We start from the raw sequence: 16,992 nt of genomic DNA, 5'->3' as shown, positions 1-16,992 counted from the left end.
GTGTTCCAAATTATAACAAAAAGAGGGAGTGGAAGGGTAATGAGTAACGTGGAATTGGATGTTCTTAGAGGTCGTCTGGATGAAATTAATGGGCAATTGCTGGAGCTGATCTCCGAGCGGGCTAAGATTGTTCAGGAGATTGGAGGAGTTAAAGAAAAACAAGGTGTCCCTAAATTTGATCCAGAACGGGAAAAACAGATGCTGGATAAGCTCGTAGCGAGCAACAAAGGCCCTTTCACTAACGGGACGATCCGTAGCCTCTTCAAACAAATTTTCTCAGCTTCTCTGGACTTACAAACAGATGATCATAAAAAAACTTTACTGGTAGCCCGCAAGAGCCACAAAGAGGATACAGTGATTGTTCTGCCGGGAGATGTAACGGTTGGCGGTCCTTCTTCACTGATGGTAGCCGGTCCTTGCTCCGTGGAAAGTGAACTGCAGACTCGTACCGTAGCTGCCGCCCTGCAAAAAGCCGGAGTACGTGTAATGCGTGGCGGTGCCTTCAAGCCTCGGACTTCACCTTATGATTTCCAAGGACTGGGAATGGACGGTTTGAGAATATTACGAGAAGCAGCTAATGAATATGGACTGCTGACCATCAGCGAAATTGTAGATCCAAGACATATTGAAGAGTCACTTGATTATGTGGATATCATCCAGATCGGTGCACGTAATATGCATAATTTCGAGCTGCTAAAAGCGGTCGGAGAAGTCGACAAGCCGGTACTGCTGAAACGTGGATTGGCTGCCACACTCGATGAATTCATCCATGCAGCGGAATACATCATGTCTCGTGGAAACACACAGATCATGCTGATTGAACGTGGAATTCGTACCTATGAAAAAGCGACCCGCAACACGCTTGATATCTCAGCAGTGCCAATTCTCAAACAGGAATGTCATTTGCCAGTATTGGTTGATGTAACTCACTCGACAGGCCGCAAAGACATCCTTATTCCATGTGCGAAAGCCGCACTCGCAGCTGGAGCTGACGGCATTATGGTGGAAGTGCATCCTGATCCTGCAACCGCATTGTCTGATGCCGCTCAGCAGCTGAACATTGATGAATTCAACACCTTCTTTAATGAAGTGAAAGCTTCCGGATTGTACCGGTAATCTAGAAATATAGAATTTGCATGATATTTTAAGGATTCGCTAGAAAATGAGGTGTATAAGCGCTTACAAGTCTAACTAATCTTTTTGTGAAGGTGAAGGTGGGTCGAGTACAATAAGCAACATTAGCGTTGCACCGGCCCCGGGTCTTTTCTGACAAAAGATCCACACATTTTAATAGTCACAGGAGGAAAATAGATTTTGAAGCAGCTTACCTTAAATAATGGGTGGTTTTCTAACACTCGAACCGATATTTTATCGGGGATGACCGTAGCCGTTGCGCTGATTCCTGAAGCGATCGCTTTTTCGATCCTGGCGGGAGTAAGTCCGATGGTTGGTTTATATGCCTCTTTTTGCATTGCGATTGTAACGGCACTTGCCGGAGGCAGACCCGGAATGATCTCGGCGGCTACGGGAGCTATGGCTCTGTTAGTCGGAAGTCTCGTACTAGAACACGGAATAGAGTATCTGTTCGCGGCAACTGTATTGGCTGGCGTGTTTCAGATATTGATGGGGATGCTAAAGCTGGGGCGGTTTATCACGTTTTTGCCACAGCCGGTCATGACGGGTTTTGTCAACGCGCTGGCGATACTGATTTTTATGGCACAGCTTACCCATTTTAAAGGACAAGGCTGGGTGATGTACGGACTGGTAGCTCTGACCTTGCTTATTATCTACACGGTTCCTCGGTTTACCAAAGCCGTACCTTCAGCACTTGTAGCGATTGTTATTGTTTCTGTTCTTAGTATCGCTCTTCATCTGGACGTAAGAACCGTAGGCGATATGGGGAATATTACAGCAACTTTGCCACTATTCCATCTCCCGCAAATCCCGTTCACGCTGGATACGCTGCTTATTATTTTGCCATATTCACTTTCGCTGGCCGTAGTTGGGCTATTGGAATCCCTGATGACTGCCACCTTAATAGATGATATTACGGGCACAGGTAGTGATAAGAACAGAGAGGCGAAGGGACAGGGGCTTGCGAATGTAGTCACTGGTTTTTTCGGAGGGATGGCAGGCTGTGCGATGATTGGCCAATCGATGGTTAACATGAAGTCAGGAGGACGCACGCGTCTGTCCACGTTTGTATCAGGGATCTTTTTATTATTCTTAATTATCGTACTTGGCGATGTGGTGAAGCAGATCCCGATGGGCGCGCTCGTCGGCGTAATGATAATGGTCTGTATCAGCACCTTTGAATGGGGCTCACTCAAAACTTTAACCCGTGTTCCGCTAAGCGATGCGCTGGTTATGATTGTGACGGTGGTCACTGTGGTGGTTACGGACAACCTTTCTATTGGGGTTTTGTTTGGAGTTCTGCTAAGTGCTTTAACGTTTGCTTGGAAAATAGCTTCGATCCGCCTAACTGTTCAGGAAGCAACCTCTTCCAAAACATATGCGGTATCCGGCCAGTTGTTCTTCGGCACGACAAGCCACTTCATTCATGAATTCGCCTACGATAGCGATCCGGATCATATTATTATCGATTTTTCACACTCCCATGTGTGGGACCAATCCGCTGTCCATGCCATAGCGAAGACGATGAGCAAATACGCCGAGCATGGTAAAAAAGTCACCATTACCGGACTTAATGACCAGAGCTCACAGCTGGTTCAGCGGGTGGGATTATCCATATGAAAAAAGATTGCGCTATATGCGCGATCTTTTTTTTATAGCAGATATTAACTGAAAGAAAGGCCAGCAAGGTTTTACTTTTGGTGCAAACTGATATAAAGTATAAAGTGGATAATGTTTATCCGCTTTATACGCGGATGGTATTATCTACAGTTTGAATCAAGCTATTTACGTAAATCGAGGTGCTGTACATGCATATGAAAACAGGGGTAGAACAGTCGGTATATGCACTGGTTCTACTCAACATGCTGCCGGATAAGGCGGTGTTGTCTGGGGAAGCGATTAGCCAGCAGCTCGGAGCATCGGCGACCTATTTTCAGAAACTGTTAAGAAAGCTGGTAACCGCAGACATCATCACGTCTGTTCCCGGCATTAAAGGCGGTTTTAAATTAAAGAAAAGCCCTGAAGATATTCGTGTATATGACGTTTACCTCGCGGTGGAAGGCCAGCAGTCGCTGTATTCATCGAATGGTATTCTGGTAGATATGTTGGATTTAGAAAAAGAAGACAGCTGCTGCCTGTTATCGAATCTGATGGAAGAAGCTGAATCCTCTTGGAAAGCCGTATTAAAGCGGGAGACTATTGCTTCGTTGTCAGAGGAAATGCATGGTGAACGCTTTAAAGATAAGATTGCAGTCTTAGAGGAATGGGTCAGTAATAAAATGGTCATCTAACCAAAGAAGGGATGTATTCGCATGAGATTAAGCGTATTGGATCAGGCACCCGTGACAAGCGGCAACACTGCGGAAGGTGCCCTGAATAAAGCAGAAGAACTCGCTATTTTAGCAGATGAGCTGGGATATAGCAGAATGTGGATGGCAGAGCACCATGGCGGAAATACATTTGCTAGCTCAGCTCCGGAAGTAACGGCTGCCCGTTTAGCCGCCAAGACCAACCGTATTCGAATCGGCACCGGCGGTGTAATGATGATGCATTATTCTCCGCTTAAGCTGGCTGAAGTATTTAAAACGTTAAGTGCTTTTTCCCCGGGGAGAATTGATTTTGGTGTGGGACGAGCTCCTGGTGGCGATACAAGCGCCATGTACGCTTTATCTGAAGGCCGTGAGTTAATGCTGCATAATATGTATGACAAGCTTGGCATTACCATGCAGCTGCTTAGTGATCAGATTCCGGAAGATGAGCTATATGCCAAAAATCTCGCTGCTCCAACGAAGGTGGCGCTCCCTGAAGTATGGTTGTTAGGCTCGAGCGGCAATAGTGCGCGAAAAGCTGCACAAATGGGAGTCGGATACTCCTTCGCACAATTTTTTAATGGTGCGATGAGTAATGAGATCTTGGACCATTACCGGAATAACTACCAGCCTTCTATCTTTATGGACAAACCAGAGATCAGTGTATCCTATATGGTGACCACAGCAGAAACGAAGGAAGAAGCTGAGTATGAAGCATTACCGCAGGATATTTTTCGGTTGATGATGAGTAAGGGCCGGATTACTCAGGTGCTGACACCAAAAGAAGCTCAGAACATTTCGCTATCGGAAATTGACCGGATGTCAATCAAGGAAGGGCGCAAGATTCATTTAGTTGGTGCGGTTAAAGACATCGCCGTACGTTTGCAAGAAGAACAAGCACAATATGGATTCCAAGAAGCAATGATATGCAGCATCCCACATTCGCAGGAGAAACGGCTAGAGGTTTACCGGCTACTGGCGCGTGAACTGCTAGGCTCTTGATTCTGGATAGCTAACCTTAACCCGCATTTGATGCGGGTTTTTTGTATGCCAATTTAATTTTTTTTGATCGAAGTAGGTCCTCAAAAGACAATAAATTAACCCTCCCGCCTCCTAAAAGTAACATTTGAATGTCTAACTTCATCTATGATTAATGAAAGATTTAATTTTAAAAGAGGTTAGGAAGTGATCAAGGATGTTTCCTTTACATAAATCCGTTACGCTGACAGCCTTGCTTCTAATGAATCTGCTGGCAGGTTGCCAACATCAGGTGGACCCATCCCCCGCTCAATCGGATAACGACTACCACACCTCAAGACCGAAGCCAACAAACACCGCTGCTAACCTCATTAAGCTGGAGTGGAAGCTGGTGGATACAATACCCATAGTCTCTCAACTAAGTGCTCCACCCACAGGCGCTACTTTGATTACAGAGAAGAAGCTGGAGGATTTTGGAGGAGTCAAAGTGAGTGTGTATACGATGGCTAGTGACGAAGACTATGTGTATGCCAGAACTTCTACTTCCAAAGGACAATACAGTCTAGGGGCGATAGGAACTTATAATTATCGTCAACCGGAGGATATCAAGGTAGAAGTAGTGCGGCTATTTAGCGAAAAGGTGTTGAAAATCACCGGGGGACTAGGAGCAAATAACTCGCTCAGTAACTATTATTTAATCGACGAGAGCGGTAACCCCTCGGGTTTGCTGCAAATTGATACCGGACATTCCAAAGAGCTGGATGTTGATCAGGATGGATCTTTTGAGGGTGTAGCCGCACATGGAAATCCGATGAGTGCCTATATTTACCGCTGGAATGTTGATCACGCTGAGATAACTTTCGTTAATGATGCTTTAAAGGCGGACTCCGTGGTGCTAACGGATGAAGGAATATATGAAGCTTCTAATATCGGGGACAAGCAGAGCAAGAAATTCCGGTTGACCGTAGAAGGACTGATCCCAGAGCGGTAACGCCATGACCACTGCTGTTGAAATATTTCCTGCGACCATTTACCCTAAACCTCCGTATAGACGGTTAAGCTTGAATGATTATCCATAATCTAGGAGGGGTATTGGATGAATATGCAAATGAATCCGAAATTGAAACAGCTGCGTCCGGGAAAAATAGTCACCGGTATTGCAGCGGTGCTTATTGTATTGTTGATCGGCGCGAACTCTTTTGTATCAGTGGAATATGGGCATGTAGGTTTATACAAAACCTTTGGTAAATTAAATGACAATACATTGTCACCCGGCATTCATTTTAAAATTCCATTTATTCAGACGGTGATTCAGGTCAATACACAGGTAACGAAGGCGGAGACCGATACTTCAGCCTCTTCAAAAGATCTTCAGCCCGTGTCCACACATGTGGCGGTGAACTATTCCGTAAATAAGGCTTCCGCCTTTAATCTGATGAACAATATCGGAGGTAATTTTGATAGTGTAATTATCAATCCGGCCATTCAAGAAATCGTTAAAGAAGTGACAGCCAAATATCCAGCAGAGGATTTGATTACGCGTCGTGATGTAGTGTCGAGTGAGATTAGTGAGCATTTAACTGCTAGGCTGGCAAAATATGACCTGATCGTCAACGATATTAACATCGTTAACTTTAAATTCTCGGAGGCGTTTAACCAGTCGATTGAAGCAAAGCAGGTCGCCCAGCAGCAGGCATTGAAGGCCGAAAATGATCTCCGGCGGATTGAAATTGAAGCGAAGCAAAAAATCGCCCAGGCGCAAGCAGAGGCTGAATCTTTAAGACTTAAGAAGCAAGAGGTTACACCTGAGCTGGTGCAGCTGAAGCAAATTGAGGTTCAGGAGAAAGCGCTGGAAAAATGGAACGGCGTGTTGCCATCTGTAACAGGGGGAGCCACACCTTTTGTGGATGTTCAATCCCTGACTAAATAATTCATTATTGGGTTTCTGATTTATTTCCTCTGATGAAAAAGCCCTACTTCTATAGAAGTAGGGCTTTTTATGCTATTAATATTGATAAAGCATCGTAGGAATTTGCCAGCCAGCGCCAACTGACCAAAAGAAGACATAATCGCCACGTTTGATTCGTCCGTCCTCGACTCCGCGTTGAAAGGCGATAAAAGGACTGCTTGTGGCTGTGTAGCCGAACTCGTCGCCTACATAAATGAACTTTTCTGCGGTTAGCCCAAGTCCGATTTGGATGAGCTCGATATTTTTCAGTGAGAATTGTGAAAGGCAGAATGCAGAGATATCATCCGTAGTCAGACCGTTGCGTGAGAGAAGCTCCTTCATATCCGCTATAGCCGCATCCACACACACTGTACCGTCAAAAGGGGTCCACCGTATCCGAATCTGCTCTGGGGTCATACCCTCTTGATAAATATTCGACAGGCCGCAGGCCGGGAACATAATATTTTCGGAGCCTTCAGAATCGGTGTAATAAAGGGAATCTATGAAGCCTGCATGCTCACTGCTGCGCTCTAGAATCACTGCTGCTGCGGCGTCCCCAAAGTTAGGGTAAGTAATTTCATCATCTGTATTGCAGTTCACTGAGCTGTAGTCGCTTCCTACAACGAGTGCGTACCTGATGCTGGGATTGGCTTGCATATAACGACTTGTCTGCTCCACGGCGGAGACCATTCCTGCGCAGTTAGCATTGGAATCCTGCGTAATGGTCCGGTGTTTACCTTGAAGCATACGGTGTAGGAGAAGTGCATTGGTAGGATAGGTGTACTCTGGCGTCTGTGAAGCGAACATGATCATGTCCATATCCTCACCTTGCAAATTCGCTTCGCTAAGCACTTTTTGGGCAGCCTTTAATCCCATCGTCAGAGCATTTTCACCCTGTTCTTTTACGATGTATCTCCGGTCGCGACCCATGACTTCTAGGAATCGTTTGATGTCCTTGCCCATACTCTGAAAATGCTTCAGATAATATTCGTTATCTACGATATGCTCTGGGTGGTAATAAGCAGCTTGGCGAATCGCTATATGTCCCAAGTGGCGCCTCCTATGCTTCAATAATTTCGTAATTTTCTAATTTCGTTGCCCGTGCCACTCGGCTTAACTGCATTTTTAGGACAGGGCTTTTGGCAATAATAAAGGTTACTTTTTTAAATCCGGATTGTTTGTACAGTATGTAGCATTGCTCAAGCATGGGAAGTGTGTCCTTTGAGGATACATTCAATGTCTTGCAATCTAGGATGATTTCATATTGTTTCGGGTCGAATGCACTTATGATTTGGTTGTACTCATTAATGAAACGTCCTGCATCTTCTGGCGACATAGTTCCTTCCACTTGTACATTCAGTTTTTGATCGGCAGCATTTGTGGCGAAATTGAAATTTCCCATTTTTGATTAATCTCCTCCTAAGTTTTATCTAAGAAAAATTTTGATGAATAGGATAAAAAAACCTATTTATCTAAGACTATTATCGTATTTTTAATTGGGAAAGTTTAGGGGATTAAACCTTTATTTTTTTAAAAAGATAATTTAGGGAATGAGAAACTACTTAAAATCCATAAAATCTGCACAAATTAAGGTTTGAGATAGGCATGCCCACCCTGTTTGCTTTGCAAAGCACAGTTCTATTGGTATGATTACAGAGATGAAAAAAACTACTATCCAAATCATGGAGGAATAATAAAAATGAGCGAAATTACACTATCGGGGATCATTGATCATACACTGCTTAAAGCAGATGCACGGAAAGAAGACATTATTAAATTGGCGGAGGAAGCTAAAACTTATAAGTTTGCTTCTGTTTGCGTAAACCCTGCTTGGGTAGCTACTGCCCATGAAGTGCTGAAAGATACGCCTGAGGTTAAAGTATGTACAGTAATCGGCTTTCCGTTGGGATCATCGACAACAGAGAGCAAAGCATTCGAGACTACCGATGCTATCGCTAAAGGTGCAGGCGAGGTGGATATGGTCATCAATATCGGAGCATTAAAAGATGGCAACGATGAGTTGGTTAAACGTGATATTGCAGCTGTTGTAGATGCAGCGCGCGGCAAAGCCCTGACAAAAGTCATCATTGAGGCTTGTCTGTTAACGGAAGAAGAAAAAGTTCGTGCCTGCAAGCTATCTGTTGAGGCCGGAGCAGATTACGTAAAAACATCCACTGGATTCTCTACAGGCGGGGCAACGAAAGAAGATATCGCGCTTATGCGTGCTACTGTTGGACCTAATATCGGTGTAAAAGCTTCCGGTGGTGTACGTAGTGCAGAAGATGCACATGTAATGGTACAAGCAGGTGCAAGCCGTATTGGAACTAGTGGTGGTGTAGCGATTGCTAAAGGCGAAACAAGCCAAAGCAATTACTAAGCCGAAGGGCTGAATCGGAAGCGGCGAGTGAGGAGGACAAGCTCATTCGCCGCTGTCCTGATTCAAACTATTAACCGATCAGCTTGATTAGCGATTGTGTTTTATACATAAGGTTGAGGTTTTTATTAATTTATATTGAAAGCGTTATCCAGTAGGTAGAGGACACTAGCAGAAGCATTTGACCAAAGTACAATAATTCACACCGGAATAATGAGATTTTTTTCTTTTCAAATGACGTGGTTTGTGAGAGAATGGGTACAATTCAAAATTGTTAATCATTTCTATACTTAATTATAGGGGAGGAAATACCTATGTCAGAAGATCGCAAGCTGTCGTTTGAAACTTTGGCTGTCCATGCAGGCCAGGAAATTGATCCAACTACTTTCTCACGTGCTGTACCGCTTTATCAGACCACTTCCTACGGATTCCGTGATGCTGATCATGCAGCGGATCTGTTCGCGCTTAAAGAATTCGGTAATATTTATACTCGGCTGATGAACCCAACTACGGATGTATTTGAACAGCGTGTGGCAGCACTTGAGGGCGGGGCAGGTGCGCTTGCTACAGCTTCCGGGGCAGCGGCTATTTCCTTTTCCATTCTAAATATTGCGGGCGCTGGGGATGAAATTGTATCTGCAGCAAGCCTATATGGCGGGACTTATAATTTATTTTCGACAACACTGCCTAAGCTTGGTATTAAGGTACATTTCGTAGATTCGGATAATCCTGAGAACTTCCGTGCTGCGATTACAGATAAGACCAAAGCCTTGTATGCAGAAACAATCGGCAACCCACAGGGAAATGTTCTGGATATTGCGGCAGTTGCAGCGATCGCCCATGAACATGGGATTCCTCTCATCGTAGACAATACGTTCCCAAGTCCATATTTATTGCGTCCGATTGAGCATGGTGCAGACATTGTTGTCCATTCGGCAACCAAATTTATCGGCGGACATGGTACATCCATTGGCGGGATTATTGTTGACGGCGGTAAATTTGATTGGAAGGCAAGCGGTAAATTCCCAGGTCTTACGGAGCCAGATCCAAGCTATCATGGAGTGGTTTATACGGAAGCGGTGGGCCCGATTGCTTATATTATTAAAGCCCGCGTTCAATTGCTTCGCGATTTAGGGGCGGCGATTTCACCGTTCAACTCTTGGATGCTGCTGCAAGGTCTGGAGACTCTTCATTTGCGGATGGAACGTCATAGCCAGAATGCGCTGAAGGTAGCGCAATATTTGGAGGCACATTCAGATGTGGAATGGGTAAGTTATTCGGGACTTCCTACGCATCCATCTCATGAATTAGCGCAAAAGTATTTGCCTAAAGGCCAAGGTGCGATCCTTACTTTCGGTATTAAAGGTGGAAGTGCTGCGGGACGTAAGCTGATTGAGAATGTGAAGTTGTTCTCTCATTTAGCGAATGTTGGGGATTCCAAGTCATTGATCATCCACCCAGCGAGCACAACTCATGCACAGCTGTCGGATGAAGAGCAAATCACAGCCGGAGTAACGCCGGAATTGCTGCGTTTGTCGATCGGGACGGAGTCCATTGATGATATTATCTATGATCTGGAGCAAGCAATTGCTGTCAGTCAACAATAGAAGTTTATATTTTGAAAAGCATTACCGCTCTGCGGTAATGCTTTTTTTGTTGCCTAAAAAAGTTGGAATATTCATCAGATTTGGCAACGCTTGCATATTTCAGGTGTGGCTCCCGTATTTATAAGTGAGGTAGGTAAATGAAATGTCGGTCGCTTATGTTATATAGCTTGGCATACCGGCAGCAATCCAAAGATAAAGGGTGGGTGCGAGGATGAAGGGTGAACGTCAGCAGGATGGTTTGCGGAGTAGTGAAGAGCGCCCGTTCAAGTTCATGTATAAGGCTGGTGATCGGACTGTGGGAATGGAAATGAGCCAAGCTGGATCCGTAGCCTCCGCTGCCGCAGAATTTATCGCTGGAGTAGAGCAGAGGGATGTCATTGAGCCTTTGAAGCGGTCTTATTTTAAGCGGCCGGGGGAACCATCGACATTCCTAGTGCTGCGTGAAGGAAGAGAAGAACGTCTTGCTGGACGGGAAGGAACAAGGACTGTTCAAGCGGGCCCGTGTTTGATACGGAGTGAGGAATGGCTGCTGGAACCAGAGCTGTTCTGTCTTTATGAGAACTGGTTATCTAGTGAGGATGAACTGCAAACATCGCGCTTTCTACAGCGAATCTCTTATCGTCTGCGCGCAGCTGTTGTCGAACTGCTCGAATCGACGGATGGCGAATGGGCGGCAGTCACCCTGCTGCATCCAGAGTCACTTGCGGTGGCGCAGCCCGCCAAGCTTGCCGCGCTTCAGGACGCGCAGCTCGAAGCGCTGTTCGCTGCGGTGGCGGAGAGCCAGCGGCAAGGCGGCGATTGCCGCCTTGACCTGCTGGTCGCCTACACCGCAAGCGCAGCCGAATTCGCTGCAAAGCGCGAATTCATCGAAGACGTGGCCGATCAGACACTCGGCCACGCTTATGCGGCGGCATGCCGCATCGGGGCGCTGATCGCGCCCGATGTGGAGCCTGCCGCCGCTGCGGAAATCGCGCGTATCGCCGATTTCCTAGTGCTGGACGGCGCGGCGGGCGAACACGCGCCGGAAGAGACCGCCGCGGAGGAATTCGCCCTGGCGGCGGGGAAGATTTTTGCCGCCGTGACGAGCGTGAAGCCGGCGGCGGTGGTGCTCGCCGCGGGGACACCGGCGGCGTCGGCTTTGGCCGATCTGTATCAGATCGGGCTCAGCGGGATCTTTTGCAGCGCCGGTCAGCGGACCGAAGCGCTGCTGAGAGCGGCCTGCCTGATCTGGATCGCCAGGCAGCGTGAAACGCTGGATACTGCCGCCGGGGGAAGGCAGTAAGCTTTTTCTGATGAACGATACGGTGCAGTTCATATAAGAATCGAAAAAAGACCTCAGAGCAGCGATTATCCGGTTATCGGAGAATCGTTGCTTTTGTTTTTTTGTCGTTAGCTGCCTGCTTCAACAGCGTACATATATCCCTTTACTCAATCACTATACTCAACCTCCGTGCTCAATACTGTACTCAACCTCCGTACTTAAACTAATCTGCACTCATGCTTTGGATGCAACCTCCGTACTCCCACCCTGTGCCCAGCCACCGCACTCAACCTCCGCACTTTAAACTAATCGTGCACCTCTGCACTTAAACTAATCAACACTCAAAGTCTGCACTTAACCTCCGCCCCCCCGATGCTTAAGGACCCAGATGATGCTATTTGCCTGATTTTAGCTTTTTAAGCATGGTTTCGGACACCAGAGACACTATTCGTTAGGAAGAGGTACATATTTGGTGCTTTTCAGGTCAATAGCTGCAATGGAGTCCGTTAGAATACCAAATGTGTTTAAAATCAGCGATTAGGGTCAGCTGAGTCCGATAGTAGCTACATTCGCGAGCAACTTGCATCATACGTTCATCACTCGTGTCGTATTCATACTTTGCGCTCAATCTCCGTACTCAACCCCGCACTCAAACTAATCTGCACCGATCCTTTCTACTATCACCAATAGATACATGCAACATTAGTTTTTGAACATCCACATACGTTTCCAGCTTCTCCTTACATTTTACATAAACAGGATAATGACAGTGAAGGCTCGAATTTTATTAGCATCTTGCTGAATAGGGGTGCTGTAGATGTCTACAAATTTTAGAGTTGGCCTGCAAAAGGTCGTAGATCATTCTTACGATATTGAGATTGGGGAAGGTCTTTTTGGCGCTCTGATCGAGGATTTGAAACATGGAATTGTCGAAAATGTAAGCAAATTCGCGATTGTTACAGATTCAAAAGTTGAAGCCCTGTATGGACAAGCCTTGTTAGAACAACTGCATCAGAATGATTTTCAAGCGGAGTTATTTTCTTTCCCTGCTGGAGAGAAGTCTAAAACCCGAGAAACGAAGGCACAGCTGGAGGACCGGCTATTAAGCCGTTCTTACGGACGAGATTGCTGTATCCTTGCCATAGGAGGTGGAGCGGTAACGGATTTGGCAGGCTTTTTGGCTGGAACATTTGGTCGGGGAGTGCCAAGTTTGAACTATGCAACTACCCTTTTAGCAGCAGCGGATGCTTCTATTGGTGGTAAAACGGGCGTGAATACACCAGTTGCAACCAATCTAATTGGTGTTTTTCATCAGCCTAAAAAGGTCTACATTGACCTAGCCACTTGGAGAACGCTTCCGGTACGTGAGCTTCGCAGTGGTTTGGCTGAAACAATCAAACATGCCTGCATCGCGGATGCTGACTTTTTTGAGTTTCTTGAACAGAATATGGAGCGAGTGGTCTCCTCAGAAGGCGAACTTGTATTAGATCGAGAGGTTTGTGAACGGATTGCTTTTCATAATTGTGAGATCAAGTACAGCGTGGTGGAAAAGGATGAACTGGAGAGCAACCTGCGCCAAATTCTAAATCTGGGGCATACTGCTGGCCGGGCGTTAGAGGCTTTAAGTGGTTATGAATTATTACATGGTGAAGCTATTGCGATTGGACTCGCGGTTCAGGTGCAGCTGGCAGAGCAGTTGGAGTATGTAACACCTGACGAAACTCAGCGTGTGATTGCTTTGTTGAAGAAGGCGGGACTTCCGACTGAAATACCAGCAACCATTACAAATAGAATGCTGATTGATAAGATGTATACGGATAAAAAGGTTCGCAAAGGGCGTATACGGTTTGTGTTCCAAGCTGGAATTGGAGCGATGAAGTCTTTTGAAGGTGGAGCTTATTCGACGCCAGTCGAAGAGCAAGTCCTATCCGAGCTTTTAAATAAAATACGCAGCTAAGAGAGGAAAACGCTATTTTAAATTTATGACAAATAACCCGGAAGGTAGGGTTTACTTTTTCGTTCAAGGTGGTATTATTAAAATATAAGTTGCACTAAGGAAATATAGTTGTACTATTGCAACAATGATTATCATTCTCATTACTCATAGTTATCATTCATGCTGTCCCGGCTAAGCCGGGGCAGCATGTGTCATTTTAGGGGTCTTAAGAATGGCTCTCATTATCATTTAGACAAAACAAAACGTATGCTCCCGAAGCAAGTTTTGTTGCGAAGAGAAGTCAATGAAGTAATCCTACACAAAACTTTCAGGATGGTGATTATTATGCAAGCAACATCAAAACATTTACCCCAGCAAACCTCAATCTCCGGCAGCATGAAGAAACCAGGTGCTCCAAAACGCCGGTTCGATCTGAGAGCCATGCTCAGCAACTCCGAGATGCAGGCTGCGCTTGGCAGCGGAGTACTTATGCTTTTTGCTTGGGCTATGGGCAGCTGGTCAGAAGTTTTCTCTATAGTACTTTATGTTATTTCGTATACCATTGGTGGCTGGAACAAAGCCAAAGAAGGCGTTGAGACGCTCGTCAAAGAACGTGATCTCGATGTGAACCTGCTGATGATTGCGGCCGCACTAGGCGCAGCTACCATTGGGTACTGGAATGAAGGTGCTATGCTCATCTTTATTTTTGCGCTTAGTGGAGCTTTAGAGAGCTATACGATGGAACGGAGTAAGAAGGATATTTCCTCACTTATGGCCTTGAAACCTGCCACAGCCATGCGGATTGAAAAAGGAAGCATGAACGAGGTAGCTATTGATCAGTTAGTAATTGGAGATCTGTTGCTTGTACGTCCAGGGGATCTTATTCCTGCAGATGGCAAGGTGTACAGAGGAGAATCGGCAGTAGATCAGGCTTCCATTACAGGAGAGTCAGTGCCTGTTGAAAAATGTGCCGGCAGCGAAGTATTCGCAGGTACGGTCAATGGAGAAGGTCCGCTTTATATTGAAGTAACGAAATCAGCAGAGAACACACTTTTTTCCAAGATCATTAAGATGGTAGAAGAAGCAGAGACGGATGTTCCAAACTCACAGCGATTCATTAAAAGACTGGAAGCCATCTATGCACGGGTTGTCGTTGCCTCGACTGTGGCTCTTATTTTCCTTCCACCCTTTTTGCTGGACTGGAGCTGGAGCGCAACCTTTTATAAAGCGATGGTTTTTCTTGTAGTAGCCTCGCCTTGTGCGTTGGTCTCATCGATTATGCCTGCGATGCTGTCGGCCATTTCCAAAAGTGCACGAAAAGGGATTTTATTTAAAGGTGGGGTCCACCTCGAAAATATGGCCCGGACCTCTGTTGTAGCTTTTGATAAGACAGGGACCCTTACAGAGGGAACTCCGCAGGTGACAGACTTTATTGCAGCTGAAGGCTACAACCGGGAAGAATTACTGGCGATTAGCGCATCCATTGAGCATATGTCCCGCCATCCATTGGCGGAAGCCATTGTGCGTAAAGCTGAGGAAGAATATCTGGAGCTGCGGGGTGTGCAGGAAAGTAAAACCATCACTGGCTGGGGAATTGAAGGTCAAGTTGACGGGCATCTCTGGAAAATTGGAAAGTCCAATTTACTGGATGAGCTGACTTCGTCTGCGATAAGTTCTGAGCTTGCATTCTGGAGAACTAAACGGCAGCAGTTGGCGGAAGAGGGGAAGACTGTCTCCATTATTTTGGACGGTGAGCATATCGCAGGTATGATTGCATTGCAGGATACAGTTCGCCCACAAGCAGAAGCCGCAGTGCGGAAGCTGCAGGAGCTGGGGATTAAAGTGGCTATGCTTACGGGTGACCGGGAAGCTACAGCAAAAGTTATTGCGGCTTCAACCGGAGTAGATTTAGTATTTGCCGACCTTTTACCAGAGGATAAAGTAAAGCATATTAAGGCGCTTCGTGAAGAGCACGGTAATGTTGTGATGGTGGGTGACGGTGTGAATGATGCGCCTGCTCTGGCTACAGCGACTGTTGGCATGGGTATGGGCATGAAAGGCAGTGGTGCAGCGCTTGAGATCGCCGATGTAGTGCTTATGAATGATAATATTGAAGAGATCGCCTCGACCATTTCATTGGCACGGCGCTCACAGCGTATTGTGAAGCAAAATATGATTTTTGCTGTAACAGTAATCGCGGTTCTGATGATCAGTAACTTTGTGCAGGGCATCGCCCTTCCTTTTGGCGTGATCGGTCATGAAGGCAGTACGATATTGGTTATTCTTAATGGGCTGCGATTGCTGCGGTAAGTGGTCAGTGAAGTTACTGTGTATTATTTATTGCCAAAAATTAAATTGTTCACAAATGATTTTTCCCTGAGGGAGTCTGGCTTATTGACATTTTTGCTTTCAGTTAGCATAATTAAGACTACATTATAATTATTTTAAATAAGAAGCGACGTCACTGCCGTCTAACTCAAGGAGGATATAGATATGTATAAATCAATAATTGTTGGAACCGGACCGGCGGGGTTGACTGCTGCTATCTACTTGGCTCGTGCCAATTTGAACCCACTAGTAATCGAAGGACCTCAACCTGGCGGACAATTGACCACCACTACAGAAGTGGAGAATTTCCCGGGATTTCCTGATGGAATTATGGGTCCAGACTTAATGGATAATATGCGTAAACAAGCTGAACGTTTTGGTGCGGAATTCCGTACGGGTTGGGTGAACAGTGTAGAACTTGGAGAGCGTCCTTTTAAGCTTAATGTTGAAGGATTGGGTGTTCTTACGACGGATACCCTGATCATTTCCACTGGCGCTACGGCAAAATACCTCGGTATCCCAGGCGAGCAGGATAATGTGGGACGCGGTGTAAGCACCTGTGCTACCTGTGATGGATTCTTCTTCCGTAATAAAGAGATCGTGGTTGTTGGCGGTGGAGATTCTGCGCTTGAGGAAGCGGGTTTCTTGACTCGTTTTGCCTCCAAAGTAACGCTGGTACACCGTCGTGAAGAGCTACGTGCTTCCAAGATCATGCAGGATCGCGTTCGCGATAATGTTAAAGTAGCTTGGAGCCTGAATCGTACTCCTCTGGAAGTAACTTCTGGAGACAAAGGCGTGAGTGGACTAAAAGTGCTGAACAATGAGACCGGACAAGAAGAAATCATTGAAGCAAGCGGAGTGTTTGTGGCGATTGGCCACCATCCTAACACTGCATTTTTGGGTGGACAAATCACAACTAATACTGAAGGTTATATCATGACTAACCCAGGTACTTCTGAAACTAATATCCCAGGCGTATTCGCTTGTGGTGATGTGCAGGATACCCGTTATAGACAAGCAATTACGGCAGCAGGCAGTGGATGTATGGCAGCTATGGATGCTGAGAAATACATTGAAAGTCTGGAACATAGCGCGGTTATTCTGTAACATAACTGTA

14 protein-coding genes are annotated in these 16,992 nt (G+C 46.0%); 12 read left to right on the top strand and 2 right to left on the bottom strand.

The window, feature by feature from the left end; translation table 11 throughout:
• Window positions 1-39 precede the first annotated feature (39 nt).
• The 6 genes from MHB56_RS10850 (at window position 40) to MHB56_RS10825 (ending at window position 6,351) form a co-directional block, all read left to right on the top strand.
• Window positions 40-1,116, top strand: coding sequence for a bifunctional 3-deoxy-7-phosphoheptulonate synthase/chorismate mutase (locus MHB56_RS10850; RefSeq protein WP_076193656.1), 1,077 nt, complete (start codon window positions 40-42; stop codon window positions 1,114-1,116).
• A 195-nt stretch (window positions 1,117-1,311) separates the two neighbouring features.
• Window positions 1,312-2,754 carry a SulP family inorganic anion transporter gene (locus tag MHB56_RS10845; protein WP_076277140.1) on the top strand — a complete coding sequence of 481 codons (1,443 nt, stop codon included), beginning with the start codon at window positions 1,312-1,314 and terminating at the stop codon, window positions 2,752-2,754.
• Between the two features lie 188 nt (window positions 2,755-2,942).
• A complete protein-coding gene (locus MHB56_RS10840) occupies window positions 2,943-3,425 on the top strand; it encodes an RrF2 family transcriptional regulator (RefSeq protein WP_076185449.1) in 483 nt (160 codons plus the stop codon).
• A gap of 21 nt (window positions 3,426-3,446) precedes the next feature.
• Entirely contained in the window at window positions 3,447-4,445 is a 999-nt protein-coding gene (locus tag MHB56_RS10835) for an LLM class flavin-dependent oxidoreductase (RefSeq protein WP_076185448.1), read from the top strand.
• 193 nt (window positions 4,446-4,638) lie between these two features.
• Window positions 4,639-5,412, top strand: coding sequence for a hypothetical protein (locus MHB56_RS10830; RefSeq protein WP_076308758.1), 774 nt, complete (start codon window positions 4,639-4,641; stop codon window positions 5,410-5,412).
• 105 nt (window positions 5,413-5,517) lie between these two features.
• Window positions 5,518-6,351, top strand: a complete 834-nt coding sequence (locus MHB56_RS10825; protein ID WP_076128733.1) for a prohibitin family protein — start codon at window positions 5,518-5,520, stop codon at window positions 6,349-6,351.
• A gap of 75 nt (window positions 6,352-6,426) precedes the next feature.
• Here the strand turns inward: MHB56_RS10825 and MHB56_RS10820 are convergent, their stop codons facing one another.
• Window positions 6,427-7,419: a ketoacyl-ACP synthase III gene (locus MHB56_RS10820; protein ID WP_076277142.1), complete on the bottom strand. Its 993-nt coding sequence runs from the start codon at window positions 7,417-7,419 to the stop codon at window positions 6,427-6,429.
• Between the two features lie 10 nt (window positions 7,420-7,429).
• Window positions 7,430-7,771, bottom strand: a complete 342-nt coding sequence (locus MHB56_RS10815) for a hypothetical protein (RefSeq protein ID WP_076099934.1) — start codon at window positions 7,769-7,771, stop codon at window positions 7,430-7,432.
• Window positions 7,772-8,068: 297 nt separating this feature from the next.
• Between MHB56_RS10815 and deoC the strand changes: the two genes are divergently transcribed.
• The 6 genes from deoC (at window position 8,069) to trxB (ending at window position 16,982) form a co-directional block, all read left to right on the top strand.
• Window positions 8,069-8,746: a deoxyribose-phosphate aldolase gene (deoC, locus tag MHB56_RS10810; protein WP_036680262.1), complete on the top strand. Its 678-nt coding sequence runs from the start codon at window positions 8,069-8,071 to the stop codon at window positions 8,744-8,746.
• 311 nt (window positions 8,747-9,057) lie between these two features.
• Window positions 9,058-10,350: a homocysteine synthase gene (locus MHB56_RS10805; protein ID WP_341143563.1), complete on the top strand. Its 1,293-nt coding sequence runs from the start codon at window positions 9,058-9,060 to the stop codon at window positions 10,348-10,350.
• Between the two features lie 211 nt (window positions 10,351-10,561).
• Window positions 10,562-11,632: a hypothetical protein gene (locus MHB56_RS10800; RefSeq protein ID WP_341143562.1), complete on the top strand. Its 1,071-nt coding sequence runs from the start codon at window positions 10,562-10,564 to the stop codon at window positions 11,630-11,632.
• 796 nt (window positions 11,633-12,428) lie between these two features.
• Window positions 12,429-13,568, top strand: coding sequence for a 3-dehydroquinate synthase (gene aroB, locus MHB56_RS10795; protein ID WP_341143561.1), 1,140 nt, complete (start codon window positions 12,429-12,431; stop codon window positions 13,566-13,568).
• 324 nt (window positions 13,569-13,892) lie between these two features.
• Complete coding sequence (locus MHB56_RS10790; protein ID WP_339281427.1) at window positions 13,893-15,857, top strand: heavy metal translocating P-type ATPase; 1,965 nt, start codon at window positions 13,893-13,895, stop codon at window positions 15,855-15,857.
• Between the two features lie 183 nt (window positions 15,858-16,040).
• A complete protein-coding gene (gene trxB / locus MHB56_RS10785) occupies window positions 16,041-16,982 on the top strand; it encodes a thioredoxin-disulfide reductase (protein WP_076128718.1) in 942 nt (313 codons plus the stop codon).
• The last annotated feature ends 10 nt before the right edge of the window (window positions 16,983-16,992 follow it).

Source organism: Paenibacillus sp. FSL H8-0315 (assembly GCF_038005365.1).
Lineage (GTDB): Bacteria > Bacillota > Bacilli > Paenibacillales > Paenibacillaceae > Paenibacillus_AQ > Paenibacillus_AQ odorifer.
Note: the sequence above shows the minus strand (reverse complement) of the source record. Positions and strands in the feature narration are given on the sequence as shown.

Bases quoted from the DNA above. Each gene is read 5' to 3' on its own strand.
- MHB56_RS10850 (WP_076193656.1), top strand. From the start codon at position 40: ATGAGTAACGTGGAATTGGATGTTCTTAGAGGTCGTCTGGATGAAATT.
- MHB56_RS10840 (WP_076185449.1), top strand. From the start codon at position 2,943: ATGCATATGAAAACAGGGGTAGAACAGTCGGTATATGCACTGGTTCTA.
- MHB56_RS10835 (WP_076185448.1), top strand. From the start codon at position 3,447: ATGAGATTAAGCGTATTGGATCAGGCACCCGTGACAAGCGGCAACACT.
- MHB56_RS10830 (WP_076308758.1), top strand. From the start codon at position 4,639: ATGTTTCCTTTACATAAATCCGTTACGCTGACAGCCTTGCTTCTAATG.
- MHB56_RS10825 (WP_076128733.1), top strand. From the start codon at position 5,518: ATGAATATGCAAATGAATCCGAAATTGAAACAGCTGCGTCCGGGAAAA.
- MHB56_RS10815 (WP_076099934.1), bottom strand. From the start codon at position 7,771: ATGGGAAATTTCAATTTCGCCACAAATGCTGCCGATCAAAAACTGAAT.
- deoC (WP_036680262.1), top strand. From the start codon at position 8,069: ATGAGCGAAATTACACTATCGGGGATCATTGATCATACACTGCTTAAA.
- MHB56_RS10805 (WP_341143563.1), top strand. From the start codon at position 9,058: ATGTCAGAAGATCGCAAGCTGTCGTTTGAAACTTTGGCTGTCCATGCA.
- MHB56_RS10800 (WP_341143562.1), top strand. From the start codon at position 10,562: ATGAAGGGTGAACGTCAGCAGGATGGTTTGCGGAGTAGTGAAGAGCGC.
- aroB (WP_341143561.1), top strand. From the start codon at position 12,429: ATGTCTACAAATTTTAGAGTTGGCCTGCAAAAGGTCGTAGATCATTCT.
- MHB56_RS10790 (WP_339281427.1), top strand. From the start codon at position 13,893: ATGCAAGCAACATCAAAACATTTACCCCAGCAAACCTCAATCTCCGGC.
- trxB (WP_076128718.1), top strand. From the start codon at position 16,041: ATGTATAAATCAATAATTGTTGGAACCGGACCGGCGGGGTTGACTGCT.